General features: G+C 65.9%; 25 protein-coding genes and 2 riboswitches. Of the genes, 16 read left to right on the top strand and 9 right to left on the bottom strand.

Going from position 1 to position 26,559, the window contains the following annotated elements:
- The first annotated feature begins 38 nt into the window (after window positions 1-38).
- Window positions 39-1,703, top strand: coding sequence for a threonine/serine exporter family protein (locus BLS52_RS08310; protein WP_090585832.1), 1,665 nt, complete (start codon window positions 39-41; stop codon window positions 1,701-1,703).
- A 10-nt stretch (window positions 1,704-1,713) separates the two neighbouring features.
- Here BLS52_RS08310 and BLS52_RS08305 read toward each other — a convergent pair whose 3' ends face one another.
- Window positions 1,714-2,475 carry a uracil-DNA glycosylase gene (locus BLS52_RS08305; protein WP_281241693.1) on the bottom strand — a complete coding sequence of 254 codons (762 nt, stop codon included), beginning with the start codon at window positions 2,473-2,475 and terminating at the stop codon, window positions 1,714-1,716.
- A gap of 104 nt (window positions 2,476-2,579) precedes the next feature.
- Between BLS52_RS08305 and BLS52_RS08300 the strand changes: the two genes are divergently transcribed.
- From BLS52_RS08300 to groL, 4 genes are all read left to right on the top strand, one after another.
- Window positions 2,580-2,885 (top strand): DUF3263 domain-containing protein, encoded by a 306-nt coding sequence (locus BLS52_RS08300; protein ID WP_035778202.1) that lies wholly within the window; start codon window positions 2,580-2,582, stop codon window positions 2,883-2,885.
- A gap of 36 nt (window positions 2,886-2,921) precedes the next feature.
- Window positions 2,922-3,596 (top strand): LytR C-terminal domain-containing protein, encoded by a 675-nt coding sequence (locus tag BLS52_RS08295; RefSeq protein ID WP_090585828.1) that lies wholly within the window; start codon window positions 2,922-2,924, stop codon window positions 3,594-3,596.
- Between the two features lie 126 nt (window positions 3,597-3,722).
- A complete protein-coding gene (locus BLS52_RS08290) occupies window positions 3,723-3,929 on the top strand; it encodes a cold-shock protein (RefSeq protein ID WP_090585827.1) in 207 nt (68 codons plus the stop codon).
- A 297-nt stretch (window positions 3,930-4,226) separates the two neighbouring features.
- Entirely contained in the window at window positions 4,227-5,861 is a 1,635-nt protein-coding gene (gene groL, locus BLS52_RS08285) for a chaperonin GroEL (RefSeq protein WP_026544679.1), read from the top strand.
- 160 nt (window positions 5,862-6,021) lie between these two features.
- Here the strand turns inward: groL and BLS52_RS08280 are convergent, their stop codons facing one another.
- The 6 genes from BLS52_RS08280 to BLS52_RS08255 form a co-directional block, all read right to left on the bottom strand.
- Entirely contained in the window at window positions 6,022-6,312 is a 291-nt protein-coding gene (locus BLS52_RS08280; protein ID WP_026544678.1) for a WXG100 family type VII secretion target, read from the bottom strand.
- A 161-nt stretch (window positions 6,313-6,473) separates the two neighbouring features.
- Window positions 6,474-7,919, bottom strand: coding sequence for a sensor histidine kinase (locus BLS52_RS08275; RefSeq protein WP_026544677.1), 1,446 nt, complete (start codon window positions 7,917-7,919; stop codon window positions 6,474-6,476).
- 19 nt (window positions 7,920-7,938) lie between these two features.
- Window positions 7,939-8,649, bottom strand: a complete 711-nt coding sequence (locus tag BLS52_RS08270) for a response regulator transcription factor (protein WP_026544676.1) — start codon at window positions 8,647-8,649, stop codon at window positions 7,939-7,941.
- A gap of 72 nt (window positions 8,650-8,721) precedes the next feature.
- The gene (locus tag BLS52_RS08265) at window positions 8,722-10,365 is read right to left on the bottom strand and encodes a DNA repair helicase XPB (protein ID WP_090585824.1); all 1,644 of its coding nucleotides are present in this window, start codon (window positions 10,363-10,365) and stop codon (window positions 8,722-8,724) included.
- A complete protein-coding gene (locus BLS52_RS08260; RefSeq protein WP_090585822.1) occupies window positions 10,358-12,745 on the bottom strand; it encodes a helicase-associated domain-containing protein in 2,388 nt (795 codons plus the stop codon). The genes BLS52_RS08265 and BLS52_RS08260 overlap by 8 nt, the downstream gene beginning before the upstream one ends.
- Window positions 12,746-12,828: 83 nt before the next feature.
- A complete protein-coding gene (locus BLS52_RS08255) occupies window positions 12,829-13,110 on the bottom strand; it encodes a hypothetical protein (RefSeq protein WP_090585819.1) in 282 nt (93 codons plus the stop codon).
- A 180-nt stretch (window positions 13,111-13,290) separates the two neighbouring features.
- Between BLS52_RS08255 and BLS52_RS08250 the strand changes: the two genes are divergently transcribed.
- From BLS52_RS08250 to BLS52_RS08240, 3 genes are read left to right on the top strand one after another with little or no spacing between them, the layout of a single operon-like run.
- Window positions 13,291-13,674 carry a cold-shock protein gene (locus BLS52_RS08250; protein ID WP_026544672.1) on the top strand — a complete coding sequence of 128 codons (384 nt, stop codon included), beginning with the start codon at window positions 13,291-13,293 and terminating at the stop codon, window positions 13,672-13,674.
- 5 nt (window positions 13,675-13,679) lie between these two features.
- Window positions 13,680-14,441, top strand: a complete 762-nt coding sequence (locus BLS52_RS18670; protein WP_245702760.1) for a DUF3027 domain-containing protein — start codon at window positions 13,680-13,682, stop codon at window positions 14,439-14,441.
- 33 nt (window positions 14,442-14,474) lie between these two features.
- Window positions 14,475-15,716: an MFS transporter gene (locus BLS52_RS08240; protein WP_090585815.1), complete on the top strand. Its 1,242-nt coding sequence runs from the start codon at window positions 14,475-14,477 to the stop codon at window positions 15,714-15,716.
- Window positions 15,717-15,756: 40 nt separating this feature from the next.
- Here the strand turns inward: BLS52_RS08240 and serC are convergent, their stop codons facing one another.
- Window positions 15,757-16,884, bottom strand: a complete 1,128-nt coding sequence (serC, locus tag BLS52_RS08235) for a phosphoserine transaminase (RefSeq protein WP_090585813.1) — start codon at window positions 16,882-16,884, stop codon at window positions 15,757-15,759.
- A gap of 248 nt (window positions 16,885-17,132) precedes the next feature.
- Between serC and BLS52_RS08230 the strand changes: the two genes are divergently transcribed.
- From BLS52_RS08230 to BLS52_RS08195, 8 genes are all read left to right on the top strand, one after another.
- Window positions 17,133-17,837, top strand: coding sequence for an iron-dependent transcriptional repressor DtxR (locus tag BLS52_RS08230; RefSeq protein WP_026544670.1), 705 nt, complete (start codon window positions 17,133-17,135; stop codon window positions 17,835-17,837).
- Window positions 17,838-17,972: 135 nt separating this feature from the next.
- A riboswitch (cyclic di-AMP (ydaO/yuaA leader) is annotated at window positions 17,973-18,141 on the top strand.
- Between the two features lie 4 nt (window positions 18,142-18,145).
- On the top strand, window positions 18,146-19,270 hold the full coding sequence (locus BLS52_RS18785; RefSeq protein WP_245702759.1) for a M23 family metallopeptidase: 1,125 nt from the start codon (window positions 18,146-18,148) through the stop codon (window positions 19,268-19,270).
- 145 nt (window positions 19,271-19,415) lie between these two features.
- A riboswitch (cyclic di-AMP (ydaO/yuaA leader) is annotated at window positions 19,416-19,576 on the top strand.
- A 5-nt stretch (window positions 19,577-19,581) separates the two neighbouring features.
- Window positions 19,582-20,370 carry an NlpC/P60 family protein gene (locus tag BLS52_RS08220; RefSeq protein ID WP_090585810.1) on the top strand — a complete coding sequence of 263 codons (789 nt, stop codon included), beginning with the start codon at window positions 19,582-19,584 and terminating at the stop codon, window positions 20,368-20,370.
- 25 nt (window positions 20,371-20,395) lie between these two features.
- Window positions 20,396-21,211: an NlpC/P60 family protein gene (locus BLS52_RS08215; protein ID WP_026544667.1), complete on the top strand. Its 816-nt coding sequence runs from the start codon at window positions 20,396-20,398 to the stop codon at window positions 21,209-21,211.
- 210 nt (window positions 21,212-21,421) lie between these two features.
- Window positions 21,422-21,922 carry an HNH endonuclease gene (locus BLS52_RS08210; protein ID WP_090585809.1) on the top strand — a complete coding sequence of 167 codons (501 nt, stop codon included), beginning with the start codon at window positions 21,422-21,424 and terminating at the stop codon, window positions 21,920-21,922.
- Window positions 21,919-22,536 carry a molybdenum cofactor guanylyltransferase gene (gene mobA, locus BLS52_RS08205; RefSeq protein ID WP_245702758.1) on the top strand — a complete coding sequence of 206 codons (618 nt, stop codon included), beginning with the start codon at window positions 21,919-21,921 and terminating at the stop codon, window positions 22,534-22,536. The genes BLS52_RS08210 and mobA overlap by 4 nt, the downstream gene beginning before the upstream one ends.
- Window positions 22,537-22,550: 14 nt before the next feature.
- On the top strand, window positions 22,551-22,835 hold the full coding sequence (locus BLS52_RS08200) for a DUF6457 domain-containing protein (protein WP_090585807.1): 285 nt from the start codon (window positions 22,551-22,553) through the stop codon (window positions 22,833-22,835).
- A complete protein-coding gene (locus BLS52_RS08195) occupies window positions 22,832-24,085 on the top strand; it encodes a molybdopterin molybdotransferase MoeA (RefSeq protein WP_090585805.1) in 1,254 nt (417 codons plus the stop codon). The genes BLS52_RS08200 and BLS52_RS08195 overlap by 4 nt, the downstream gene beginning before the upstream one ends.
- Before the next feature lie 25 nt (window positions 24,086-24,110).
- Here BLS52_RS08195 and BLS52_RS08190 read toward each other — a convergent pair whose 3' ends face one another.
- The gene (locus tag BLS52_RS08190; RefSeq protein WP_051470565.1) at window positions 24,111-26,474 is read right to left on the bottom strand and encodes an FdhF/YdeP family oxidoreductase; all 2,364 of its coding nucleotides are present in this window, start codon (window positions 26,472-26,474) and stop codon (window positions 24,111-24,113) included.
- Window positions 26,475-26,559: the final 85 nt, after the last annotated feature.

Raw genomic sequence — 26,559 nt, 5'->3', positions numbered from 1 at the left:
ACCCGTTGAAGGAATCCGAGTCCAGGAAGGGACATCACGTGGCAGACAAGTCCGGTGCCAGTAAGCGCCGGAGCCCGGACACCAACCCCTCCCCGGTGGCTGAACAGCTGCCTGTTGTGGGCTCACCGGGAACCCCGGGGCAGGCTGAGTCATCACCGGGAACCCCGGACAAGGCCAGATCGTCACCGGCGGCGCCGGGCAAGGCCAGAGCGAAGGTTGCCCGGAAAGCCGGCGGCTCACGACCTCCGGCCAACCCGACCGACGCCCTGCCGATCACACCGCAGGCCGCCCGGCCCGACCGCTCGCAGCTTGCTGCCCGCAAGATGCTCCGGCGCCTGGTCCAGGGGGAAGCCCCGCCCACGCAGGCGATGAACCTCGTTGAGCGGCTCGCCGGCAGTCCCTTTGCCAATCCCACCGTCCAGGTGGGAGGGCCCGACGTCGGCGCACGCCGCACGCTCGACTTTGCCCTCAGCCTTGCCGAGACAATGTTCCGTTACGGTGCGGGTGCGCTGGAGGTGGAAACCAGCATCATCGCGGTGACCGCTGCGTTTGGGCTGGACAACATCGAGGTCGACATCACCAACCAGTCCGTGGTGCTCAACTATTCCGCCAAAGACCAGACACCGACCACAGTTCTGCGCGTAGTCCGGTCCTGGACCAACAACTATGCCGGTCTGACACGCGTGCACCAGCTCGTGACCGACATCGCCGACGGCGGCGTGGACCGCTCCGAAGCGATCCGGCGCCTCGAAGAGATCACCCACCGGCCGAAGCCGTTCCCACGCTGGATGGTCACTGCGGCGTTCGGCGTGTTCGCAGCGGCCATTGTGGCGTTCATCGGCGGCGGACCGCTGGGCTCGCTCATCTCGTTTGCGAGCTGTATCGGAGTGGATCTGCTTTCACGTCAGCTGGGACGCTGGCGTGTGCCGGAGTTCTTTGCAACCGCGACGTCGGCTGCCCTGGTCACGTTCATTGCGATGCTGATGTGGTGGCTGGAGGCGCCGATTTCGCCGGCGCTCGTGGTGGTGGGCGGCATCCTGCTCCTCCTGCCGACAGGACGGCTGGTGTCAGCAACCCAGGACGCCATCAACGGCTTCCCGGTGACTGCGGCCGGCCGGTTCCTGTCCGCCTTCCTGGTGTTCGCAGGTCTGGTGTCCGGGATCGCCGTCGCGCTGGTATTCGGCAAACTCATCGGCGTGCCGGAACTCGACGTCACATCCTCGGAGGGCTCGTTGTATCCGCTGCCCGTGGTTGCGGTGTTTGTCTTCGTAGCGATTGCGATGATCTGCGTCGCCGAGCAGACGGACCTGTCGCTGATCATCCCCACCTCGCTCATCGGAACCGCCGGGTTCCTCCTGTATTCACTGGTGGTCAACCTGGGCGTGGGCTACCGGCTCGCGCCCGCGGTTGCGGCCGTTTTGATCGGTATGCTCGCCCGGGTGGTGGCACTGCGCATGGGGGCGCCGCAACTGGTGGTCGCGGTGCCCGCGGTGATGTTCCTGTACCCGGGGCTTACGATCTTCCGGTCGATGTACGACCTGACGATCGAGACCGATGTGACGGGCGCCGGCGCGATCGGGCTGTTCAACGCGCTCACCATCATCCTGGCCATTGCCGGAGGAGTGGTGCTTGGCGACAACCTGGCGCGTCCTTTCACCAAGAAGCTCAGTAGTAACGAACGCCGTCGTAACCGCCGCCGCTGAGGCCGGACAGTCAGCTGCGCAGCCAGTCCACCGGTTCGGCGCCCTGCCTCCGGAGGAGGTCATTGGCCCTGGAGAAGGGCCGCGACCCGAAGAACCCGCGTGAGGCCGAGAGCGGGCTGGGGTGGGGAGACTCGATCAGGGGCGTGGACCCCAGCAGCGGCTTCAACTGCTGGGCTTCACGGCCCCAGAGGATCGCGACCAGCGGCTGGTTGCGGCCCACCAGTGCCCGCACGGCGGCGTCGGTGACAGCGTTCCACCCCAGTGCACGGTGCGAGCCGGTTTCTCCGGCACGCACCGTAAGGGTCCGGTTCAGCAGGAGGACTCCCTCCTCGGCCCAGGGGGAGAGATCGCCGTGGGCGGGCGCGGGGGCGCCCAGATCTGCCTCAAGCTCCCTGTAGATGTTGGCAAGGCTGCGGGGGAGCCGCGTCTGACGCGTCACAGAGAAGGCAAGGCCTACGGAGTGGCCGGGCGTGGGGTAGGGATCCTGGCCCACGATCAGAACCTTGACGTGGCCCAGCGGGTAGGTGAAGGCGCGCAGGATGGATTCCGGCTGCGGCAGCAACTGCACCCCGCGCTGCTGTTCCGTGGCGAGGACGCGGGCCAGCTCGTGGACCTCGGACTGTACCGGGCGAAGCGCCGCAGCCCAGTCAGGTGCCATCACCTCATGGAGCGCCGCAGGCGCAGCGAACGGGATCGGTTCCCCGGCAGGCGGTGGCAGGGGCAGGGTGGGGGTGCCGTCGTCGTGCATGTCTCTATTCTTGCGTGCCGGCACGGGCAGAGGGTTAGGTGGCGGGTAAATGACAAGCATGTGATTCGCCACTACCATGGACGAAGTTGATACCGCGGAAACGGTGGATTGGACGGTGTGTCGTGGGTATGCAGGGCTCGGCAGCGCAGGCAGATCAGAATGGTGCCGCACAGACGCGGGAGCCGGCTTTGGGGGAGCGCGAACAGCGCATGCTCGAACTGGAGCGCCAGTGGTGGAAGTATTCGGGCGCCAAGGAGCAGGCCATCCGTGAGATGTTCGATCTCTCCGCGACGCACTACTACCAGATCCTCAACGCGCTGATCGATACCGAAGCGGCCCTCGCCCACGATCCGATGCTCGTGAAGAGATTGCGTAGACTACGTACGACCCGCCAGCGCGCCCGTTCCGCGCGCCGACTCGGCGTCGACGTCTAGTTTTTCCGCAACCCCAACCCAAGGACTCCCCGGCAGATGACCCAATACCCCCGCGACGAATTCGACCAGGTGCCGGAATCCGCCGCGAGGCAGGGAGTGCACCGCGAACGGCTCGTGCCTCCGCGTTCAAGCGGCCTGGTGCTGAAAGTCATCGCGGGCATGCTTGTGCTCGCGGTCGGCCTGGTTGCGTACTTCCTGTTTCCCCGGCTGGGACTCGGCCAGGCCTCCAGTGTCACACCCGAGACCAGCAGTTCGGCGCCGATGCCCTCGATCACCGCCGACGACGCAGCGAGCGCCACGCCCAGCGAGGAATCCGATCCCACGGCCAATCCCACGGCGTCCGCACCTCCCGCTTCACCCGGCCCAGAGCCAACCCCCAGCGAGGAAACAACACCTGCCGAGGAACCGGTGACGGACACTACCGAGCCTGCCGCCGCCGCGGACCGGACGCAGCCGGTTGCCGTATTGAATGCGACAAGCGTCAGTGGGCTGGCCAGCACAGCGGCCGGTCGCCTTCAGTCCGAAGGCTGGAATGTTACCCAGATCGGCAACTGGTCCGGTCAGCCGCTGCAGGGTTCGATCGTCCTCTATAACGGTGAAGAACAGCGGTCTACCGCCGAAGCGCTTGCCGGAGCTCTGGGAATCGGAGCGGTGCAGGGCGAAGCCGGATTGGGAGGCATCACTGTTGTGGTAGGCCCCGGCTTTCAATAAGCACGCCGGTTAAGGATCAATAACATTCCCTGTGTTCCCCGTCACTGTCCCCGCGATGTGGGATTAGATGTATTTCAGCCCCGCCATCACCAGCCACGCGGGGGATCTACATAGTGGGAGAACAACATGGCGCAGGGAACCGTGAAATGGTTCAACGCTGAAAAGGGTTACGGCTTCATCACTGTCGATGAGGGCGGGGCAGATGTCTTTGTGCACTGGTCTGCGATCGAGATGGAGGGCTATCGCGCACTCGATGAGGGCCAGCGGGTCGAATTCGAGATCGGGGAAGGCCAGAAGGGGCCGCAGGCGGAGGCTGTGCGCCTCGCGTCCTGACCCCGCCCACGGTTTGCCGAAGAACAACGGCGCGTCTCCCCGGAAGGGGTGGCGCGCCGTCGTCGTTGTTTCCCCTCAGGTGAACAGCTTGCACTCGCAGTGTCTGAGTGCTAATTATTGACTTAGCACTCAGGTGTGACGACTGCTAAGACGGCACCCCGAGAGTGAACCAGGCAACCTCTGTGGTGAGGGCTGGTCCGGGAGGTACAGAGATCCTCCCGGATCCGTCCGTCCGTCGCGGGCATCACAGGCGGGTAGCAGCATACGCATGACCGTCCCGAAAGGACCTACGCCGTTATGGCCAAGATCATTTCTTTTGATGAAGAGGCACGCCGCGGCCTCGAGCGCGGGTTGAACACCCTCGCTGATGCAGTCAAGGTAACGCTGGGCCCCCGCGGTCGCAACGTTGTCCTTGAGAAGAAGTGGGGCGCTCCCACGATCACCAACGACGGCGTTTCCATCGCCAAGGAGATCGAACTCGACGATCCGTTCGAGAAGATCGGCGCCGAGCTCGTCAAGGAAGTCGCCAAAAAGACTGACGACGTTGCCGGTGACGGAACCACCACCGCAACCGTCCTCGCCCAGGCGCTCGTGAAGGAAGGCCTCCGCAACGTAGCTGCCGGCGCCGACCCGCTGAGCCTCAAGCGCGGCATCGAGAAGGCCGTTGACGCAGTCACCGCCGAACTCCTCGCCTCCGCGAAGGAAATTGAGACCAAGGAAGAAATCGCAGCTACGGCTTCGATCTCCGCCGGCGACCAGCAGATCGGCGACCTCATCGCCGAAGCCCTGGACAAGGTGGGCAAGGAAGGCGTCATCACCGTCGAGGAGTCCAACACCTTTGGGCTGGAGCTTGAGCTCACCGAGGGTATGCGCTTCGACAAGGGCTACATCTCCGGCTACTTCGTCACCGACGCAGAGCGCCAGGAAACGGTCCTCGAAGACCCCTACATCCTGATCGTCAACTCCAAGATCTCCAACGTCAAGGATCTCGTCGCTGTCCTCGAGAAGGTCATGCAGTCCGGCAAGCCGCTGCTGATCATCGCCGAAGACATCGAAGGCGAAGCCCTGGCCACCCTCGTGGTCAACAAGATCCGCGGCACGTTCAAGTCGGTTGCCGTCAAGGCTCCGGGCTTCGGCGACCGCCGCAAGGCCCAGCTCGCTGACATCGCCATCCTCACCGGTGGCCAGGTCATCGCCGAGGAGGTTGGCCTCAAGCTCGAGAACGCCACCATCGACCTCCTGGGCCAGGCCCGCAAGGTCGTTGTCACCAAGGACGAGACCACCATCGTCGAAGGTGCCGGCAACGCCGAGGAGATCGCCGGGCGGGTTGCACAGATCCGTGCCGAGATCGAGAACTCCGACTCCGACTACGACCGCGAGAAGCTGCAGGAACGTCTGGCCAAGCTGGCCGGCGGCGTTGCAGTCATCAAGGCCGGTGCTGCAACCGAGGTTGAACTCAAGGAGCGCAAGCACCGCATTGAGGACGCTGTCCGCAACGCGAAGGCTGCTGTTGAAGAGGGCATTGTTGCCGGCGGCGGCGTGGCCCTGATCCAGGCCGGCGCCAAGGCGTTCGCCAACCTCAACCTGGAAGGCGACGAGGCAACCGGTGCAAACATCGTGCGCATCGCCATCGACGCCCCGCTCAAGCAGATCGCTTTCAACGCAGGCCTCGAGCCCGGCGTTGTCATCGAGAAGGTCCGCGGCCTGCCCGCAGGCCACGGACTCAACGCCGCAACCGGCGACTACGAGGACCTGCTTGCTGCCGGCGTCAACGACCCGGTAAAGGTGACCCGTTCCGCACTGCAGAACGCCGCCTCCATCGCGGGCCTGTTCCTCACCACCGAAGCTGTTGTCGCGGACAAGCCTGAGAAGGCTGCTCCCGCAGGCGGCGGCGACGAGATGGGCGGCATGGGCGGTATGGGCGGCTTCTAGGCTCCCAGCCCTACCTGCTCGACAACACAGAAGGCCGGTCCCCTCGGGGGCCGGCCTTCTATGTTGTGAAAGCCGGAAGATTCGTGCACCTATGGCGGGATCCCGGGCGCGGAGGCCGCCATAGGTGCACGAAAGTTCCGGGTTGGGCGGTGTTGTAGGGCTAGTGCAGGAACATCCGGGCGTTGCTCAGTTCGGCCTGTGCGTACTGTTCCGTGGCGACGCCGAGGGCCTGGTTGATGCCGGCCAGCGACTCCTCCACCCGCGCCTGTGTGGCACGCCAGTCCGTCACCAGCTGCTGGAAGTTCTGCGACGCCTGGCCCTGCCACTCGGACTCCAGCGACCTCAGCCCGGACTGCATGGCGTTCACCTCCGCCTGCAGCCGCGCGATGGTGTTCTGCACGTCGGCGCTCTTTGCGGCCAAAGTGTCAGTGTTGACGTTGAAGTAGGTCATTCTTTCCTCCTGAAATTCTCCTGCCGGCGGTGCCGCGCGACTCTTACGCTAGGAGGTGCTCAGGAGCCGGGTGAGCCGCTCGAACGCCATGTGGAAAACCTGCCCGCAACATGTCTGCTGTGGAGGGATGGTCGGTGGCGTGAGGGAGCCGGCCCAGCCGGTCAGTCTCCGGCCGGCGCTGCGCCGCCGTCGTCGTGGGGCAGCCTGATGGACAGCGTGGCGCCGCCTCCGGGGGTTTCCTCCAGCCGTACGCTGCCGTCATGCTGCGCCACGAGGGCGGCCACGATGGCCAGGCCGAGCCCGGTGCCGCCGGTCTCACGGTAACGCGAGGAATCAGCCCGGTAGAAGCGCTCAAAAACCCGCGCGGCGTCGTCCTCGGAGATGCCCGGACCGTGGTCACGCACCTCAATGACTGAGTCGCTCCTGCCGTGGATGACGGGAGCGACTCCCACCGCGACCTCGATCGGGGAGCCTTCCGGCGTATACCGCAGGGCATTGGTCATCAGATTCGCCACCACCTGACGCAACCGGGCCTCATCACCGACCACCGGGGCATGCCGCGCGGGGCCACCGTCGAGGCCGATCACCCGGATGGTCCGCTCGGGTGCGATGGCCCGGGCGTCCATAGCGGCGTCGTTTCCCAACACCAGGAGGTCAAGAGGCTGGGACTCCAGCGGCCGCTGCTCATCGATGCGGGCGAGGGTGAGCAGATCCTCGACCAGCTGTCCCATGCGTTTCGCTTCACTCTCGATGCGTCCCATGGCGGCACGGACGTCGTCGTCGTTCTGGAGAGCGCCGTGACGGTACAGCTCGGAGAAGCCGCGGATGGTGACCAGCGGTGTGCGCAGTTCATGGGAGGCATCCGCGACAAAACGCCGCATTTTGCGTTCGGATTCCGTCCGGGCGGCGAACGCGGATTCGATGTGCGCGAGCATCGCGTTGAGGGACCGGGAAAGCCTGCCGACCTCCGTCGCGGGGCGCTCCACCTCGACGCGGCGCGAGAGGTCTCCGGCGGCGATGGCTGCGGCGGTCCGTTCCACCCTGCCCAGCGGGCGGAACTGCCGGGTGACGGCCAGGTAGGCCACGATGGACGCGGCAGCAATCGAAAAGAGACCGACAGTGAAGATGATGCGCCCGGCCTCGGACACGGTGTCATTGACGGTGGACATCCGGGTGGCAACGGCCACGGAGGTGTCATCCGCCTGCAGCGGGAAAACGATGACCCGCCACTCACTCTCACCCCTGCTGCCTGGAACCGTGAAGCCTTCCTGGTCCAGGTCTTCAACGTCGTCCCGGTCCAGGGCCGGGATCTCGGGGATTTCGGCCGCGGTGGCGGAATGGGTCGAGCGGATGGCGGACCCGTTGCCGTCCAGCCAGACGCCGTAGAACCGGAACAGGTTCTGGCTGGTATCGCTGCCCATGGTGCCGATGCTGTTGGTGACCGACTGCGCATTCGCCTCGATGTCCTGATCCATCTGCACAACGAGGCTGCTCCGGAGCAGGGAGATGGTCACGATGCCCGTGATGGCGACCGTGAACACCATGAGCAGGGTCATGATGGCGATCAGTTGCGTGCGCAGCGATGCGGATTTCCAGCGTCGGATCACAGCGGGTACGGAGATGGTGCTACCGCTTGTCGGCGGTGCGCAGCAGGTAGCCGACGCCGCGCTTGGTCTGGATCAGCGCCGGGGCGTCAGGGTTCCGGTCGATCTTCCGCCGCAGGTAGGAGATGTAGGACTCCACGATCGAGGCGTCTCCGTTGAAGTCGTATTCCCACACATGGTCAAGGATCTGCGCCTTCGACAGCACACGGTTGGGGTTCATCATCAGGTAGCGCAGCAGCTTGAACTCGGTGGGGGAGAGATCAATGACTTCGCCGCCGCGGCGTACCTCATGGGCGTCGTCGTCCAGTTCCAGGTCATCGACGCGGATCACGGCGCCGTCGTCGTCGTGCGGTTGCGTGCGGCGCAGCACCGCCCGGATGCGGGCCACCACCTCGTCGAGGCTGAAGGGCTTGGTGACGTAGTCGTCGCCTCCCACCGTGAGGCCGGTGACCTTGTCATCGGTGTCGTCGCGGGCGGTCAGGAAGACCACAGGGAAATGGCGGCCCGCGGCGCGGAGCCGGCGGGTGACGGTGAAGCCGTCCATGTCCGGAAGCATCACGTCAAGGACCGCGAGGTCAGGGTTGTGCGCTTCTGCGGCGGCAAGGGCCTCGCGTCCGTTGGCGGCGGCCACGACCTCGAATCCGGCGAAACGCAGTGAGGTGGAGAGCAGTTCCCGGATATTCGGCTCGTCGTCGACTACAAGCAGTTTGGCTTCAGGTCCTGATTTATTCACGACTCCCAGTCTGCTCCCGATAGCTGGGAGTTTTCTGGACGTTTGCGGTGAGCCTTGCAACCGCGCCCCGGTTCAGGGCGTGGGTATGTCCGCGGCGTCCAGGATGGTGTAGGCGTAGCCCTGCTCCGCCAGGAACCGCTGCCGCTTGGCGGCGAAGTCCTGGTCCAGCGTGTCGCGTGCGACGACGGTATAGAAGCGTGCTGCCCGGCCGTCACTTTTGGGACGGAGCAGCCGCCCCAGCCGCTGGGCCTCTTCCTGGCGTGACCCGAAGGAGCCCGAAACCTGGATGGCAACCGACGCTTCCGGCAGGTCGATCGAGAAGTTCGCCACCTTCGACACGACGAGCGTGTTCAGCTCGCCCGCACGGAAGGCGTTGAACAGGCGCTGGCGCTCCTTCACGGAGGTCTCGCCCTTGATGATGGGGGCATCGAGCCGCGCACCGAGCTCATCGAGCTGGTCGATGTACTGCCCGATCACCAGCAGCTGCTCGCCCTTGTGGGCGGCCACAAGCTTCTCCACCACCGACGTCTTTGTCTCCGAGGTTGCGCAGAGACGGTACTTGTCGCCGTCGTCGGCCATGGCGTACGCCACCCGCTCATCCCGGGGTAGATCCACGCGCACTTCCACGCAGTCTGCGGGGGCTATGTAGCCCTGCGCCTCGATGTCCTTCCACGGTGCGTCGTAGCGCTTGGGGCCGATCAGGGAGAAGACCTCGCCCTCGCGGCCGTCCTCGCGCACCAGGGTGGCAGTGAGGCCGAGCCGCCGCCGGGCCTGCAGGTCGGCGGTCATGCGGAAGATCGGCGCGGGCAGCAGGTGCACCTCGTCATACACGATGAGGCCCCAGTCGTTCGCGTCGAGCAGCTCGAGGTGGGGGTAGAGCCCGCCGCGGCGCAGCGTCAGCACCTGGTAGGTGGCGATGGTGACCGGCCGGACCTCCTTGACCGACCCGGAGTACTCACCGATCTCCTCCTCCGTCAGGGAAGTGCGCTTGAGCAGTTCATCCTTCCACTGCCGGGCGGACACCGTGTTGGTCACGAGAATGAGGGTGGTGGTGGAGCTGGTGGCCATTGCCGCGGCGCCCACGAGCGTCTTGCCCGCGCCGCAGGGAAGCACCACAACCCCGGAACCGCCCGCCCAGAAGTTCTCCGTTGCCAGCTTCTGATAGGGGCGCAGCGTCCAGCCGTCCTCATTGAGCATGATGGGGTGCGGCGTCCCGTCCACATAACCCGCCAGGTCCTCAGCCGGCCACCCGAGCTTCAGCAGCAGCTGCTTCAGCTGCCCGCGCTGCGACGAATGGACCACCACGGTCTCGCCGTCGATCCGGGGACCGAGGAGCGGCTCGATCTTCTTGGCGTGCAGCACTTCCTCGAGTACCGGGTAGTCGGTGGTGCGCAGCACCAGTCCATGCTGGGCGTCCTTCTCCAGCCGCAGCCGGCCGTAACGCGACATGGTCTCCTCGATATCAACCAGGAGGGCGTGCGGAACGGGGAAGCGCGAGTACTTCAGCAGGGTATCCAGCACCTGCTCGGCGTCCAGTCCGGCCGCCCGCGCGTTCCACAGGCCCAGCGGGGTGAGACGGTAGCTGTGCACGTGCTCGGGCGCGCGCTCCAGCTCAGCGAAGGCGGCGATGGCATGCCGGGCCTCGGTGGCCTGCTCATGATCGACCTCCAGCAGGATGGTCTTGTCGCTCTGGACAATCAGCGGCCCGTTAGGCATCGGTTGAAGCACCTTCCACAGTTTCGACATCCATAATCCGATGCACGGAGATCACGCGCTCGGTTTCCTTCTCCGGGTCGAAGACGCGCACCCGGCCGGCATGAACCGACAGTGGAACGAAGACCTGCCGGGTGGAATTCCCGGCGCTGTCAGCGAAGCCCATCCGGACGGCCCGCTTGGTCCGGATGGCCGTCCGCAGCGTCTCGAGACCGATCATCGCCTCGCTCTCGGCTCCGGCTCCCGGGCCCGGACGGGCGCTGCCGCGCAGCACCCCCATTTGCGCTTCCACGTCATCCTCCGTGAGCACCCACGGATTGGTCCGGACAGCGGACGACGACGGCGCGGAGCCCGTTCCTGCGCGGGCGCCCTGCCGTGGAGCGGCTCCTCCTTCCAGCGCCGGAGAGTAACCCAGTTCACGCAGTGCCGCCGCGAGTTCCGACGGCGTGGCCTGCGCCGCCACCACGGTTGGAGCGAGACGGACCAGTCCCAGTGCAGCGGCTCCGGGGTCGGCCAGAAGGGCAGTCAGCGCGTCGTCGTCGTCGCTGCGCACGTAGCTGAAGGCGGGACCGACGCGCAGAGAACCGTACCGGGATGCTGTGTCCTCCACGAGGTAGCGCAGGGGTTGTGGAACCTCCGTGGCGGAGTGGCGCTCAAGGAAGGACAGGATCCCCGCCGCGTCCTGCCCTTCGTCAAGCGCCCCGCGAACGGACTGTGCAGAGAACCGGTATACGGTCGCAGGCCCCTGACCCTCAGCGGAGGCTAGGAGCGAAAGTTCCCGGGCCACGTGCGGTTCCAGGTAGCCCGGAGCCACGGCGGTGAGGTCCGCCTGCAGCATGAAGTGGGTCAGCGGTTCCGGGAGCGCGTCGCGGAGGAGTGCTTCGGCGTCGTCGAACCGGTCCCCGGCGATGGCCGCGCCCAGCTCCGTCAGGGCGCCGGAGCCCAGGAGGCCGAGGTGCCCCATCTCGTCGATCATGCCCGGTACCAGCCGGGTGAAGCGCCGGCGCAGCCGTGGCTGATGCCACGTGAGCCGCTCAATCAGGGAGGGCGCGTCAAGGACACAGGCCCGGCCGTCGTCGTGCGTCGCTTCCGCTGAAAGCGCTGTTGCGGCAGACAGGATACGACGACGGACAGCAGGCGCGTCCGTGCGCGTCGCCTCCGAGGACAGAGCGTTCACCGCGCCGCCCGTGGACAGCTGGCCTCCGACGAGAGAGGGAGCCCTCTCGGAGTCCAGCCAGGTGCGTACCAGACGTGACCACTGTTCGTCCCGTTCGGCCAGATGCCAGGAGCCGTCGGCGGCGGCCATCCAGCGTGAACTGTCGGGGTCCAGCACAATGAGCCGGGCCAGCGCTGCCAGCTCCAGCAGCCAGCCCACCTGGGCCCGGTCGATCCGCAGCGCCTCAGCAAGCCGGCGTATCTCCCTCACGCCGACCCCGCCGGTGCGCAGTGTTGCCACAGGGGATGCCTGCACGCTGCCCAAAAGCTCGGTGAGGATCCGCAACGTCTCCGCGATTGCGCCGAAGGCCGCGTTGTCCCGAAGGCTGATGCGCACGGAGGTGAGCTGCGGCACGGGGGGCGATACGGGTAATGACGGGATGATCAGGCCTCCGCGTGCTGCGATGCCCACTTCCCGGGGGAGCTCAACATGGTTGGCGTCGAGCCGGATGAGCAGCCCGCGGTCGAGAAGCCAGTCGAGCGGCGCCGACGTGCCCGGAGGCCCGGATTTCGCCGAGCCGACCGGAGAAACGGAGAGCTTCCGCACAAGATCCCAGGTCCTCTCGGGAGCGGTTTCCAGAATGCGGGGCCAGGATGATTCCAGTACGGCCGCCAGCGCCTCGGCATCGGAGTCCGTGCCGGAGTTATCCGTCGGACCAGGCACACCGGCGGCCTGGAGCAGCTCAAGTCCGGACCGGATCCGCTCTACGTACCCTGGGTATTGCCGGGCCAGCGCGGCCATCGGGCGTCCCAGGCCGGCAGGGTAGGGGCCCAGCGCATCATGAAGGGTCTCGAGCGGGAAGAAGGAAGGCCGGCTCTTGACCACAGGTCCGGTTCGCAGGAGAGCCAGCCCGTGAAGCTGGCTCAGGTATGGCTCCAGCGCCTTGGCGGTCATTGAAGCGATTGCCCTCTTGAGGGTTGTCGATGTGCTTCCGGCCGGACCGTCGAGGTCGGTGGTCAGCGCCACCGCCTCAAGAACCATCAACTGCGGGGCATTCAGTCCTTCGAGGGCCCGCTGCACGCTGACGCGGGTCGAGGCCCGGGCTGCGAGAGCGGCGAAATCCGGCACCGGCGGGAGAACAACATCCGGGCGTGCAGCCATGAGCTTCCGCAGCTCGGCGTCACTGCGTGAAGCCAGATCCTCGGCGAGGGCGCGGATGGCGGACACCGTATTAACGTTACTCGTACCGCGCTGTACGCAGTTGTCCGGATACGGACCGGTCCGTGGGTGGGCCTGATTTCCGTCGGAGCTCAGTTGCGCCCGCGAGACACGATGTTGACCACCACGGTGACCAGCATCAACAGGAAGCCGAGCGGCAGGCAGAAGTAGGCTGCCGTCACGAAGCCCGGCCACGGGTCCGCCCCGGCCCAGGCGGACACCAGCACCGCGCCCAGGGAGAGCAGCCCGATGATGGCGAGGGCAACAGCGGCAACCAGGAGGACAAGCCGTGCGGGCGTGGTCTGGCTGCGGTCGCGGCCGGTGGCGGCGCCGTCGTCGTCGGCTGCCGGGACTGAGGAGGAGTTCTGCGACATGATGCTCCTAGCGTACAAGGGCACTCCGCGCCGATTCCCCGCATCCGTGCCGGTATCCTTTAAGGGCAGACTTTTTCCCTGCGCATGCCGGACGGCCGGTGGTTTCCCGATTCTGATCGGTACCGCCAATGGAACCGGAGCCGGCACGCGCGCAAAGCAGTTCGAGAACGAGGTAATTACGTGCCTATCGGCAAGGTCAAGTGGTTCGACTCTGAAAAGGGTTTCGGCTTTCTGGCGACGGATGACGGCAAGGAGGTCTTCCTCCATGCCTCGGCGCTTCCTGCGGGAGTGACCGAGGTCAAGCCCGGCGCCCGGCTCGAGTTCGGCGTCGCGGACGGCCGCAAGGGTCTCCAGGCCCTGTCCGCCCGCATTCTTGATGCCCAGCCTTCGGTTGCCAAGGCAACCCGCAAGAAGGCGGAAGACATGGCCGTCATCACCGAAGACCTGATCCGGTTGCTCGATGACGTCTCCAACGGTCTGCGTCGGGGCCGGTACCCCGACAAGTCGCATGCCGCGAAGGTCGCCGCAGTGCTGCGCGCCGTAGCGGATGATCTGGACGTCTGAACCCGATGACTGAATCTCCGGCGTCGATGGAACCAGCCGTACTGAGCCAAACGGAAACAGGGCCGGCCGAGCCGCTGCCGGCTGAGTCCGTGCTGGCCGAGCCGGTGTCGGCTGAGTCTGCGGCTCCGGTTGCCAGGCGCCGGGCGGTCCGGAAACCGTCCAAACCTGACGCAGTGCTGGCGGCTGCCGTGGAAACTGCACGCAGGGGTGTGCTTGAAATCGCCGGAGACGCCGCGGTAGGTGAACATCTGGGCGCGTTTCCCGAGGCGGAACGGCTGGTAACCCACCGGTTCGCCGCGCAGGTTCCCGGCTACGTGGGGTGGCACTGGTTCGCGACCCTCGCGCGGGTTCCCCGCGGCAAGGACGCAACTGTCTGCGAGGTGGGATTGCTGCCCTCGGAGGACGCCCTGCTGGCACCGGACTGGGTTCCCTGGTCCGAGCGCGTGCGCCCGGAAGACACCGCTGCAGAAGAGGCAACGGAAACCGCGGACGCCGGCACCGCACAGGCACCGGGTGTTTCCGGTGCTCCGGATACCGACGGTGCCCAGGAACTGGGTAGTGGACCGGACACCGACGGCGGAGCGGACACCGACGGCGGAGCGGACACCGACGGCGGAACGGAGACCGACGGCGAAGCCGACGCGCCCGCTGTTCCGGAGACCGACGGTGCCCCGGACGACGACGATGCTACGGACAACGACGGCACCCCGGACGTTCCCGCAAGTGAAGATCCGGAAACCCCGGGAGATCAATCCCCGGTCGCCTAAGGGCGTGGGTAACGCAGGAAGGAGGGCTGCCTGATGAGCATGTTCCGGTCCCTGCGTATCCACAACTACCGGCTGTGGTTCATCGGCGCCCTGATCTCCAACGTGGGTACGTGGATGCAGCGCACCGCACAGGATTGGCTCGTCTACGACATCCTGACGGACCAGGACGCCGCGGCCATGGGGATCGTGATGGCCCTTCAGCTGGGTCCGCAGCTGTTCATCGCGCCCTGGGCGGGGCTGATCGCGGACTCGGTGGACCGCCGCAAACTGCTGATCTTAACCCAGGCTGCCATGGCCGCACTCGGCGTCGGTCTCGGCATCCTTGTGGTGCTCAGTCTCGCGGAGCTCTGGCACGTCTATGCGTTTGCCCTTGCGCTTGGACTGGTCTCGGCCCTCGACGCACCGGCGCGCCAGGCCTTCGTATCCGAGCTCGTGAAGGACGAATACCTTCCCAACGCAGTCGCACTCAACAGCGCCTCCTTCAACGGCGCCAGGATGTTCGGACCTGCCGTCGCCGGCCTGCTTACGGTGGCAGTCGGTCCCGGCTGGGTCTTCCTGATCAACGCCGTGACCTTCGGGGCGATGATCTTTGTCCTGGCCACCATCCGGCAGGGTGAACTGCGTGTCCTGAACCGGTCTGCACCCGGACGCGGCCGGATCCGCGCAGGGTTCCGCTACGTGCGGCAGCGGCCGGACCTGGTGATGGTGATGTTCGCGATCTTCGTCGTCGGCACCTTGGGCCTGAATTTCGCCGTCTACATCGCAGCGATGGCACGCACGGAGTTCGGAACCGGAGCGGGCGTCTTCGGAACGCTTTCCTCCATCATGGCGGTCGGTTCAGTTACCGGGGCGCTGCTATCAGCGCGCCGTGAACGGCCCCGCCTCCGATTTGTGTTCGGGGCTGCGGGCGCCTTCGGACTGGCATGTGCCCTCGCAGCGCTGGCTCCCTCAGTGTGGCTTTTCGGCGTCGCGCTTGTTCCGGTGGGGCTTTTCGCGCTCACGTTGATGACCAGCGCCAACGCCTATGTACAGACAACCACGGTCCAGGAAATGCGCGGAAGGGTCATGGCCCTGTACTTCGCGATCTTCCTCGGCGGCACCCCGATCGGTGCACCGATTGTCGGATGGGTGACCAACGCCTACGGCCCCCGGTGGGGGCTGGTGGTGGCGGCTGCCTCCGGGCTGGTTGCCGCCGTCGCCGGTCTGGTCTGGGTCTGGCGGTCCCACCACGTCACGCTCCGCCTCTCAACCCCGCGCCGCGGCGGCTCAGGCTGACCCTGGCCGCCACCGCACGGGACACCGCTGAAAGGAATGGTTAGAGGCGCTCCACCACGTAATCGATGCACTCCAGCAGCGCGGAGACATCGGAGGGCTCGATCGCCACGAACATTGCGATGCGCAGCTGGTTGCGGCCAAGCTTCCGGTACGGCTCGACGTCGACAATCCCGTTGGCGCGCAGCACCTTCGCCACGGCGGCGGCATCGACCGAGTCATCGAAGTCGATCGTGGCGATGACGTTGGAGCGGTGTTCGGGGTCCTGCACAAAGGGCGTTGCAACGGCAGACGCCTCGGCCCAGCTGTAGACCCGGCCTGCGGAATCGGCGGTGCGCTCTGCGGCGAATTTCAGGCCGCCGTTCTCATTCAGCCACTGAACCTGTGCATTGAGCGTCACGATGGTGCCCAGCGATGGCGTGTTGTACGTCTGGTTCTGCAGGGAGTTGTCGATCGCCGTCTGCAGGTCGAGGAAATCGGGGATCCAGCGTTTGGAGGCCTTGATCGCGGCCGCCCGTTCGAGCGCTGCGGGAGAGAACAGGCCAAGCCACAGTCCGCCGTCGGACGCGAAGTTCTTCTGCGGCGCAAAGTAATAGACGTCCGCCTGTGACACGTCCACGGCGAGACCGCCCGCCGCGGAGGTGGCATCGATGGCGATGAGCGCGCCGTCATCCGCTCCTGCGACGCGCTCCACCGGAGCCGCCACGCCGGTGGAGGTTTCATTCTGTGGCCAGGCGTAGAAGTCGACGCCGGACTCGGCTGCAGGGACAGGGCGCGTGCCGGGGTCCGAGGTGATGACAGTCGACTCGCCCAGGAACGGAGCTCGGGAGGTAGCAGCGGCGAATTTGGATCCGAACTCCCCGAAGGAGAGGTGCTGCGCCCGCGATTCCACCAGACCGAACGAGGCGACATCCCAGAATGCGGTGGAGCCGCCGACACCGAGGATAACCTCGTAGCCGTCGGGAGCGCCGAAGAAGTCCATCAGTCCCGAGCGGACAGAACCAACCAGGTTCTTCACGGGCGCCTGGCGGTGGGAGGTGCCAAGCAGGGTAAGGCCCGCGCGGGTGAGCGCCTCCACCTGCTCCGGACGGACCTTGGAAGGACCTGCGCCGAAGCGTCCGTCCTGGGGCAACAACTCGGTGGGGATGCGGATGTCGGTGGAATTGCTCATGGTTACTCCAGGACGTTTGCGTTCGATGGAAGGTCGCCAACCATTCTGCCCCAGCGGGAACGGCACCGGCGCATTATGACCGCCGCCGGCTGCCTGCGCCACCGCGAAGGGACAACCGTCAGACGGCGCAGGTATATGGGTTAACCTTGTGTGGCGTAGGGATGACGACGGCGGTCTTGACTTAGGGACGGCATGCAGCCGCTGCATCAACGCTCAATCTGCACCAGTGCCAAGGAGCTGAACGCCGCATGACGGACCTCATCGACACCACCGAGATGTACCTGCGGACCATCCTTGAGCTTGAGGAAGAAAACATCGTGGCGCTGCGTGCGCGGATCGCTGAGCGGCTGCGCCACTCCGGGCCCACGGTCTCCCAGACCATCGGGCGGATGGAACGCGACGGACTGGTAGTGGTGACAGGGGACCGCCACCTTGAGCTGACCGAGCTCGGCCGCCGGCGGGCCACCGAAGTGATGCGCAAGCACCGCCTGGCGGAACGGCTGCTCTCGGACGTTATCGGTCTCGACTGGGCCTATGTCCATGATGAGGCCTGCCGGTGGGAACACGTGATGAGCGAGCGGGTTGAGCGCCGCCTCTACGAACTGCTTGGCCAGCCCACCCAGTCGCCGTACGGCAACCCCATACCGGGCCTCGAAGCCCTCGGCGGCTCACCGCCGGAAGCGTTCACCCTGGGCGTGAGCACGCTGACAGAAGCGATGGCGAACTATTCGCCCGGATCTACCGTGACCCTTGTCCGGCTGGCTGAACCTATCCAGGTTGACCCGGAGCTGCTGACCCAGATGGATGAAGGCGGCCTCCGCCCGGGTGCGCGGCTCAACCTGCAGGCAGTCGGGGACTACGTCTCAGTGCGGGTGCCCGGCGTTGAGGGTGCCCTGGAACTGCCTCCAGAAGTTGCTTCGCACGTCTTCGTGGCGGTCCAGCCCTCGTCCTGAGAGCCGGAGTCTCTGGATTGGCGAAGGATATCCACAGCATGGTTACGAAATGATTACTTTCACTCCGATCCCGTTATAGTTGGTACCTGGCGCTGATACTTCAGCGTTACCTGGTTCGCATGCCTAACCCTGTCAGCGGACGCAGTGCTGAACAGATGGACAGGGGCGGAGGACCCACTACCGGTCATGGCTCGCCATGGCCTTGGGGTGAAGTTCGGGGAATGCTACAGCGCACGTACCTGAGCCGAGTTTTCTCATACTCGAATCCGACAGCTAACTTCGCAGGCGAAAAATGAGAGAGGGTCTCTTTGTCGAATACTGTTTCGGGGCGCCGCCGTGCCAGCACCCCGGGTACTGAAGCGCGGCCACGCGACGCCCACCGGCGGGAGCGGGCGGAGCGCATTGCACGCCAGGAATCTCTTGCCGCCGCCGCACCTGCTGTACCCGCACCGACTGTCCGCGCCGCACCCCCGGCCGCCGTACCTGTCTTCCGGGCCGTGCCCGCGCCCGCCGCACCACCCGCATCCGTGGCCCGCGCTGTGCCCGCGCCCGCCGCACCTGTGGCCCGCGCTGTGCCCGCGCCCGCCGCACCTGTGGCTCGCGAAATTGACCTGATCACCGCGCCGGTGCAGGTTGCAGCCTGTTCCCCGGCCCCGCTATCGCGGCGCGAGGCCCGCAGTGGTAACGGAGCCCGCTCATTTTCCGCGGCCGACACGCGCCCCCGTGACCTGCAGCGCATCGAACGACGACGTCGGGCAGTATCGGCGCGCCGTGACGTATCCTTCGCCGGACTGAGCCAGAAGGTTGCCATCGCTGCCGCTGCCTCCGGCATGGTGCTGACCGTGGCGCTGCCCACCACCGCGGCAGTGGTGCCCTCCGATGCGCAGGCGGCCGCAGGGCAGGCCCAGGCAGAGCCGGTGCAGGCCGCGGCCAACGCCGAGGTCACTTTCGACCGTGCTGCGCTGCACGGCAGGTTTGATCCCGATGCCAAGCTGGTCGAGATTGTTTCGGCGTCCGACGGCGGGATCATCGCCGCGGAATCCAGGGGATCCCTGTCCGCACCGTTGGACGGCGCCGCCATGAGTTCCCCCTTCGGTACCAGGATCAGTCCTATCACCGGCATGGGAGAGCTCCACACCGGCCAGGACATGAGCGAAGCCTGCGGAACAGCAGTCAAGGCCGCAGCGGCCGGGACTGTGACGTTCGCGGGCTGGCATGCCTTCGGTGGCGGCAACCGCGTTGTCGTCAAGCACGCCAACGGACTGGAAACCACCTACAACCACCTTTCCGCGATGGATGTCAGCGTGGGTCAGGTTGTAGAGCGGGGCGAAGCCATCGCGCGCGTGGGGTCCACCGGCGCCTCCACGGGCTGCCACCTGCATTTCGAGGTCCTGGTCGACGGCGAGAACGTCGATCCGCTGGGCTGGCTCTGAACGGTTTCAGGTCCGTCGTTACCGTGAACACACCGTTCCGTGATCTGAATGTGACATACCCCAAAATCTGATGTACCGTCTAACTCGTGCCGAATCGCAGGGGGTTCGGCACTCTCGTGCAGATCGCCTAGCTCTGCCACCGCACGAGGTCCGTTCGCAACAATCGCATGGCAGGGGCGGGGGAACCAATTGTGGGCTTCTTTTCAGAAGTCCTTGGGGTTAAGTCGCAGGATCTGAGACGATCCGCGGCCGGGTGACTCCCATCCGAATCCGACAGCTCACCTCGCAGGCGTAGGGAGAGGCAATTTAACGTGTCAAACAGCTCTGCGCTGGGACGCCATCGTGCGGTTCCGGCTCATACAAGCTCGCTCGCAGCCATTTCGAAGGCTGTATCTTCAAACGCAGGTTCAGTAGGACGTCAGGCCGCGGTCATCGTTGCCGCTTCCGGCCTCGTTCTCACCGCCGGACTTCCGGCCCACGGCGCACAGGACGCCCAGCGCTCTGCGCAGGCCGTCAAGACGCTCAGCGCAGTAGCATCCCAGCCCACCATCGTCAGTGCCTCCGCTGATGCAGCCGTGACCTTCGAGCGCGCAGCAGTCGAGGCTGTAGCAGCCCCGGTTGCACAGCCCGTGGTTGAAGCCGCTCCCGCTCCCGAGGTTGCCGTCCAGGCTGTAGCAGTCGAGGCCGCTCCGGCGCCGGTTGCCGAGCCCGTGGTCGAGGTTGCAGCAGCTCCTGCTGAGGTCAAGGTCGAGGCCGCCGCAGTGAAGGCTCCCGCAGAGGCCCCCGCCTCAAGCGGAGTCGGCGCAGCACTGGTTGGTTCTGCCTACTCCCAGATCGGAGTCGCACAGGATTGCACCGCCATGGTGGAGAAGGCTCTGCGCTCCATCGGCAAGTCCGTCGGCGACATCGCTCCCAGCGACTTCTTCGCCTTCGGATCAGTTGTTTCCTCCCCCGCACCCGGTGACCTCGTGGTCTCCGGTGGTCACGTTGCCATCTATGTAGGCAACGGTCAGGTCATCAGCGGTGGCCTGAATGGTATGAATACCGGCCTTCACAGCCTGTCCGATCTCTCTGGCTACAGCTTCGTCCGCGTTAGCTAAGACCCGTTACCTGGAGCTCCCACTTATGACCTCGAATACCCGTGCCATCGCACGCCACCGCGCCGAAGTTCAGCGCTCAGCCCACCTCTCCTCGATCGCTCGCGCCGTCAGTGAGAACGCCGGTGGCGTAGGCCGCCAGGCAGCCGTCATCGCAGCAGCTTCCGGCCTGGTCCTGACCAGCGGTGTTGCCGCGAATGCGGTCGAACTGCCCACAGAGCGCAACACGCTGACCACCACCCTGGAGGTCCAGGCCGCAAAGGCCCCGGTCCAGGCGCCGGTTGACGCGGAGATCTCCTTCAACAAGACTGCCGTGAAGGCTGTCGCCGCCCCGGTTGTGGCCGCCCCTGTGGTGCAGCCTCTGGCGGAGACCGTCGAGCCCGCGCCGGTAGCGGCGCCGGTCGCCGAGGTCGAAGCACCCGAGCCCGCAGCAGCAGTCGAAGCAACGGTCGCTGTCGCTGCGGAGCCGGCTGTCGCCGAGGCGCCGGCTCCGGCCGCGCCGGAGGTTTCCTCGGGGGTAGCAGCGACCATCGCGGCGGCCGCCAAGGCCCAGCTCGGCGTAACACAGGACTGCACCCGTCTTGCCAGCAACGCCCTCGCCGCGGCAGGCATCAACTTCCACGGTTGGCCGGCCGGCTACCTCTCCCTTGGCCGCACGGTCAGCGCGGGCGAGGCTATCCCCGGAGACCTCATCTACTACGCCGACGGCGGTATGGGCGCAGCCCACATTGCTGTGTACATCGGCGGCGGCCAGGCCGTCCACGGTGGTTTCAACGGCAACCAGACCGTTATTGCGCCGGCCGAGCTCGGCTCCGGCGGCGTGTACATCCGCGTTGGCGGCTGATTCAGCCTCATGAGTGACAAAGCGCCTCCTGCCAGTGCGGCAGGGGGCGCTTTTGTCTGTGCTGATGGTCATGAGCCCGTGCGGCGATTGACGAATCAGCGCCGGAACGGCTTACTCTTGCACTGTCAATCCGAAGTACCCTCGCTGTAGCTTCAGGGGCGTCAGGGGTCTACGAACCCCTTGGGCTATGGACGGCAAAGAGGAATGTGCATGCGCACTCTCGTTCTGAATGCTGGATATGAACCGCTGGCGGTAGTGACCTTCCGCCGGGCGCTTGTCCTTGTGCTCACAGGCAAAGCCAGCGTGGTCGCAGAAGGCGAGGATCCCGTGGTGGGGCCAAACGAAGTCCTGTCCCGTCCGTCGGTCATCCTGCTCAACAGGTATGTGAAGATCCCCTATCATTCCGGCTCCGTGGCGACCCGGCGTGGAGTTCTCCGCCGTGACAACCACCTGTGCGCGTACTGCGGGAAGACCGCCTCAACCATCGACCATGTGATGCCGCGTTCCCGCGGGGGAGAAGACAGCTGGGAGAACCTTGTGGCCTGCTGTCTTCGCTGCAACAACGTCAAGGGAGACAAGACCCTCGCCGCGCTGGGATGGACGCTCAGGTTCGCACCGAAGCCACCGCGTGGATCCTTCTGGCAGATCCGCGAGCTGGAAAAGCCCTCACCGCAGTGGAGCGAGTTCCTGCCCGCAGACAACGCGGCGTGAGCGGCCGGCCTCCCGCCGGCAGGGTCGCCGGAGAATTGATGTTCGACGCCGTCGTGCTGAGCGGCGGACGCTCCTCCCGCCTGGGGGGTGTGGCCAAATCCTCTCTCCAGGTCGACGGGCGGTCGCTGCTGGCGCGCACCTGTGCGTCGCTGGGTGCGGCACGGCGGCTGGTGGTTGTCGGCGCTTCCACCCCGGACGTCCCTGCCGGGCACGAGGTGATCCGCGAGGACCCTCCGTTCGGTGGGCCGGCAGCGGCCGTGAGTGCCGCCGTCGCGCATCTGCGTGCCGACCCGGCGCCCTGGGTTCTCCTGCTTGCCTGCGACATGCCGGATATCAGCCGGGCACTGCCGGCCCTGGTTGCCGGGGCCGGTGCCGGCGGCCGGTCGGTTCTGGCCCACGACGGCGGCAGGGACCAGCCGCTCGCTGCACTGTACCGCTGGGCGGACCTCGTGGCGGCCGTCGACCAGAAAGAGGTAAGGAATCTTTCTATGCGCGCCCTCCTTGCTAGGGTGACATGGAGTCCAGTTGAAGTTCCCGCAGGCTCAACCAATGACATTGACACGTGGTCCGACGCCCTGCAGTTCGGTGCGGAGGAGCCCGGCGCGGGCAAATAAGCGAGAGGTTCACCATGGAGGATCGGGATCGCCTGCTCAGGCAGTGGAGCGAGTTGCTCCTGGAAACGTTCGAACTTGAGGGGACGGAGATCGACGTCGACGCCATCCTCGCATTGGCCGGCCAGGCGGCGCACTCGGTGGTCCGTCCTGCGGCACCGCTCACCACCTTTATCGCCGGGTATGCGGCCGGAATGGCGGTGGGGATCGGCCAGGCCGACAGTTCCACCGCCATGCGGTCGGCGCTCGAGACCGCAGGCTCGGCGTGCCCACCTGTTCCCGACAGCGAGGACCGCCGATGAGCGGCGCGGGACACCAGGTGAGTTGGCAGGAAGCACGCCGGTTGGCGTATGAGTCGGCCACCGCCAAGCCCGCACAGACCGTGAATCTCGCAGACGCCCTGGGGCAGACGCTGGCTGAACCGGTTGTGGCCCTGCAGCCGATGCCGCATTACGCGTCCTCAGCCATGGATGGCTGGGCACTGAATGGTGAACCCCCGTGGACGCTGATCACACCGGTCCAGGAGGACGAGAGCCCGTGGCACCGTGCGCACGAGCACAAGAAGTCCGGTTACGCGACGCTCGAGCCTGGTCAGGCTACCTTCATCCTTACCGGCGGTGTGGTTCCTCCGGGAGCCACCGGGGTCCTCCGCACCGAGCATGGTGCCGTACAGGATGGTGTCCTGACCCGCAACGAGCGGGCGCGTCCCGATGAACCGACCGAGAACGAGCACATCCGGCCCGCCGGGGAGGAAGCAGCCGAAGGAACCCAGGCGATCGCCGCCGGCTCCGTGCTGAATCCCGCCCAGATCGCGCTGGCTGCCGTCTGCGGCTATGACACGCTTCCCGTCCTGCGTGCGCCGCGGGTCTCCCTTCTGCTGACCGGGGATGAGGTCATTGAATCCGGTCTGCCGGAGCCGGGTCAGGTACGTGACACCTTCGGCCCGCAGTTGCCTGGCCTCATCGGGATGCTGGGCGGCCATGTGGATACCGTCGCGCGGGCTCGGGATGATCTCGATGACGTGGTGGCCGCCATTAGTGCAGAAGCCATGGACGAAGTGTCGCTTGCGCGGGCGTCGGGGGATGTGCTGATCAGCACCGGAGGCACTGGAGCGTCCGACGCCGATCACATCCGGCGTGCCCTGACGGTGCTGGAAGCGGAGCTGATCATCGACGGCATCGCGATGCGGCCGGGGCACCCGACGCTGCTTGCGCACCTGCCGGACGGGCGTTTCTTCGTGGGCCTGCCGGGTAACCCGCTGGCCGCGATGATGGCGCTGCTAACTGTTGGTGCGCCGCTCCTTGCAGGCCTGCGCGGAGCAGCTTTTCCCGAATCACGTTCGGTTCTTGCCGGAGAAGCGTTCAAACCGTTGCCGGGCCGCACGCGGTTGGTGCCGTACCGCTCCGAGGACGGGCGCGCCATGCCCACGGTCCATCACCGGTCGGGCATGCTGCGCGGACTGGCTGACGCCGACGGGGTACTTGTTGTGCCGGAGCAGGGCTGCGAACCGGATGAGAAAGTCGAAGCGCTGCCCCTGCCGTGGTTCAGCTGACTGAACCACGGCAGGTACGCGGGGATCAGACCGTCGCCGGCATGTCCTTCTGAGCGTTCTCGTCGCTGGTGCCTCCGGCGGGACCGTCAGCGGCACGCTCCAGACGGACAATGACGCCCTTCGACACCGGGGTGTTGCTTCCCTTGACCGTGTCGTCCAGCGGCACCAGGACGTTGGCCTCGGGGTAGTACGCGGCGGCGCAGCCGCGGGCGGTGGGGTAGGCCACCGCGCGGAACTTGCGCAGCGCCCGGTCCTTGCCGTCCACATACTCGCCGTGAACGTCCAGCAGATCGCCATCCTTGAAGCCGAGCTCTGCCAGGTCCTCGGGGTTCACGAAGACCACGTGCCGGCCCTTCTTGATGCCGCGGTACCTGTCGTTGTAGCCGTAGATGGTGGTGTTGAACTGGTCATGGGAGCGCATGGTCTGGAGGATGAGGCGTCCCGGCGGGCAGTCCAGCGGGTCAAGCTCGTTGACGGTCATCACGGCCTTGCCGGTGGGAGTGTTGAACTTGCGCGCATCACGCGGTCCGTTCGCCAGCAGGAACCCGTCCTTCTCCCGGATCCGGCGGTTGTAGTTCTCACAGCCGGGCACCACGTGCGCGATGTGGTCGCGGATGCGGTCGTAGTCGTCCTCGAAACCCTGCCAGTCAGCGGCGATACGGTCCCCGAGGGTGGCGCGTGCAATCCGGCTGACAATCGCAACCTCGGACAGCAGGCCCGGTGCCACCGGTTCAACCCTGCCCTCGGAGGAGTGTACTGCGCTCACTGTGTCCTCGACCGAGACGAACTGCGGACCAGTTGCCTGGATATCGATCTCGGTACGGCCTAGCGTGGGCAGAATGAGTGACTCCGTGTCCGTTCCCACAACCGTGTGCGACCGGTTCAGCTTCGTGGAGATCTGAACGTTCATCTCCAGGTTCTGCATTGCCGATTCCGTGGCGGCGGTGTCTGACATCGCGGCCACGAAGTTGCCTCCCAGAGCGAGGAAGAATTTGATGTCGCCGTCGCGCATCCCGCGCACTGCCGCCACCGAATCGACACCATGCTCGCGCGGAGGCTCGAAGCGGAATTCCTTGCCGAGCGCGTCGAGGAAGGAGTCCGGCATCTGCTCCCAGATTCCCATGGTGCGGTCGCCCTGCACGTTGGAGTGCCCGCGGATCGGTGAAGCGCCCGCACCTGCCCGGCCCATGTTGCCGCGCAGGAGGAGCAGGTTGATGATCTCCTTGATGGTGCCCACGCCGTTTTTCTGCTGTGTGACGCCCATGGCCCAGGTGATGATGGTCTTTTTCGACTTGATGTACCGGTCGGCCAGTTCGTCGATTTCCTCGGACCGGAGGCCGGTGGCCTCCAGTACTGTCTGCTCGTCCAGGGTGGCAAGGTGCGCACGCAGCTCATCCAGCCCCTCGCAGTACTTGGCGATGAACTCGTGGTCCAGCACGGTGCCCGGGTTCCTGTCCTCGGCTTCAAGGACGCGCTTGGAGATGGCCTGCAGGAGCGCCATGTCACCGCCGGCGCGAATCTGCAGGAACTGGTCGGCCAGGTCGGTGCCGCGGCCTACAACGCCCTTGGGCTTCTGCGGGTTCTTGAACCGCCGCAGGCCGGCCTCGGGGAGCGGGTTGACGGCGACGATCTGGCCCCCGTTTTCCTTCTGCTTCTCCATTGCGCTCAGCATGCGGGGATGGTTGGTTCCCGGGTTCTGGCCGATGACAATCATCAGGTCGCAGTTGAGGTAGTCGTTATAGGCGACGGTGGCCTTGCCGATGCCGATCGTCTGGCTCATGGCCACGCCGGAGGATTCGTGGCACATATTCGAGCAGTCCGGCATGTTGTTGGTGCCGAGCCCGCGGATGAAAAGCTGGTAGATGAAGGCCGCCTCGTTGGAGGCGCGGCCGCTGGTGTAGAACGCTGCCTCATCCGGGGACCCAAGGCTCTTCAATTTGTCGGAAACAAGCGTGATCGCCCTGTCCCAGCCGATCGGCCGGTAGTGGTCTTCGCCGGCTGCCTTGTAGACGGGCTCGGTGAGCCGGCCCTGCATGCCCAGCCAGAACTCGGAACGTCCCCGCAGTTCCGTGATGGAATGCTCCGCCCAGAAGTCCGAGGACACCGTCACCGGGGTTGCTTCCCACGTGACAGCCTTGGCGCCGTTTTCACAGTATTCAAAGGTGCTGCGGTGGTCCGACGGGTCCGGCCACGCGCAGCTCATGCAGTCGAAGCCCTGCTTCTGGTTCATCCGGAGCAGGGTTCGTACACTGCGTTCGACGCCCATGTGTTTGAACGCCGGTTGCATCGAGTGATACACACCGGGCAATCCTGCCGCCCAGTCCTTGGGCTTGCTGACGTCGAGATCGTTCTCGTCTGCTTCCTCGACGGGAGGGTTGGAGCGTGTCATGGGCGCATCCTTTCTGGCCGCTTCTCAGCGCTGAGTGGTCCTACCTGATCCATTGTCGCTCAGGAGCCGCCCTTATGGGTACAAC

This window comes from Arthrobacter subterraneus (assembly GCF_900099735.1).
GTDB lineage: Bacteria > Actinomycetota > Actinomycetes > Actinomycetales > Micrococcaceae > Arthrobacter_D > Arthrobacter_D subterraneus.
Note: the sequence above shows the minus strand (reverse complement) of the source record. Positions and strands in the feature narration are given on the sequence as shown.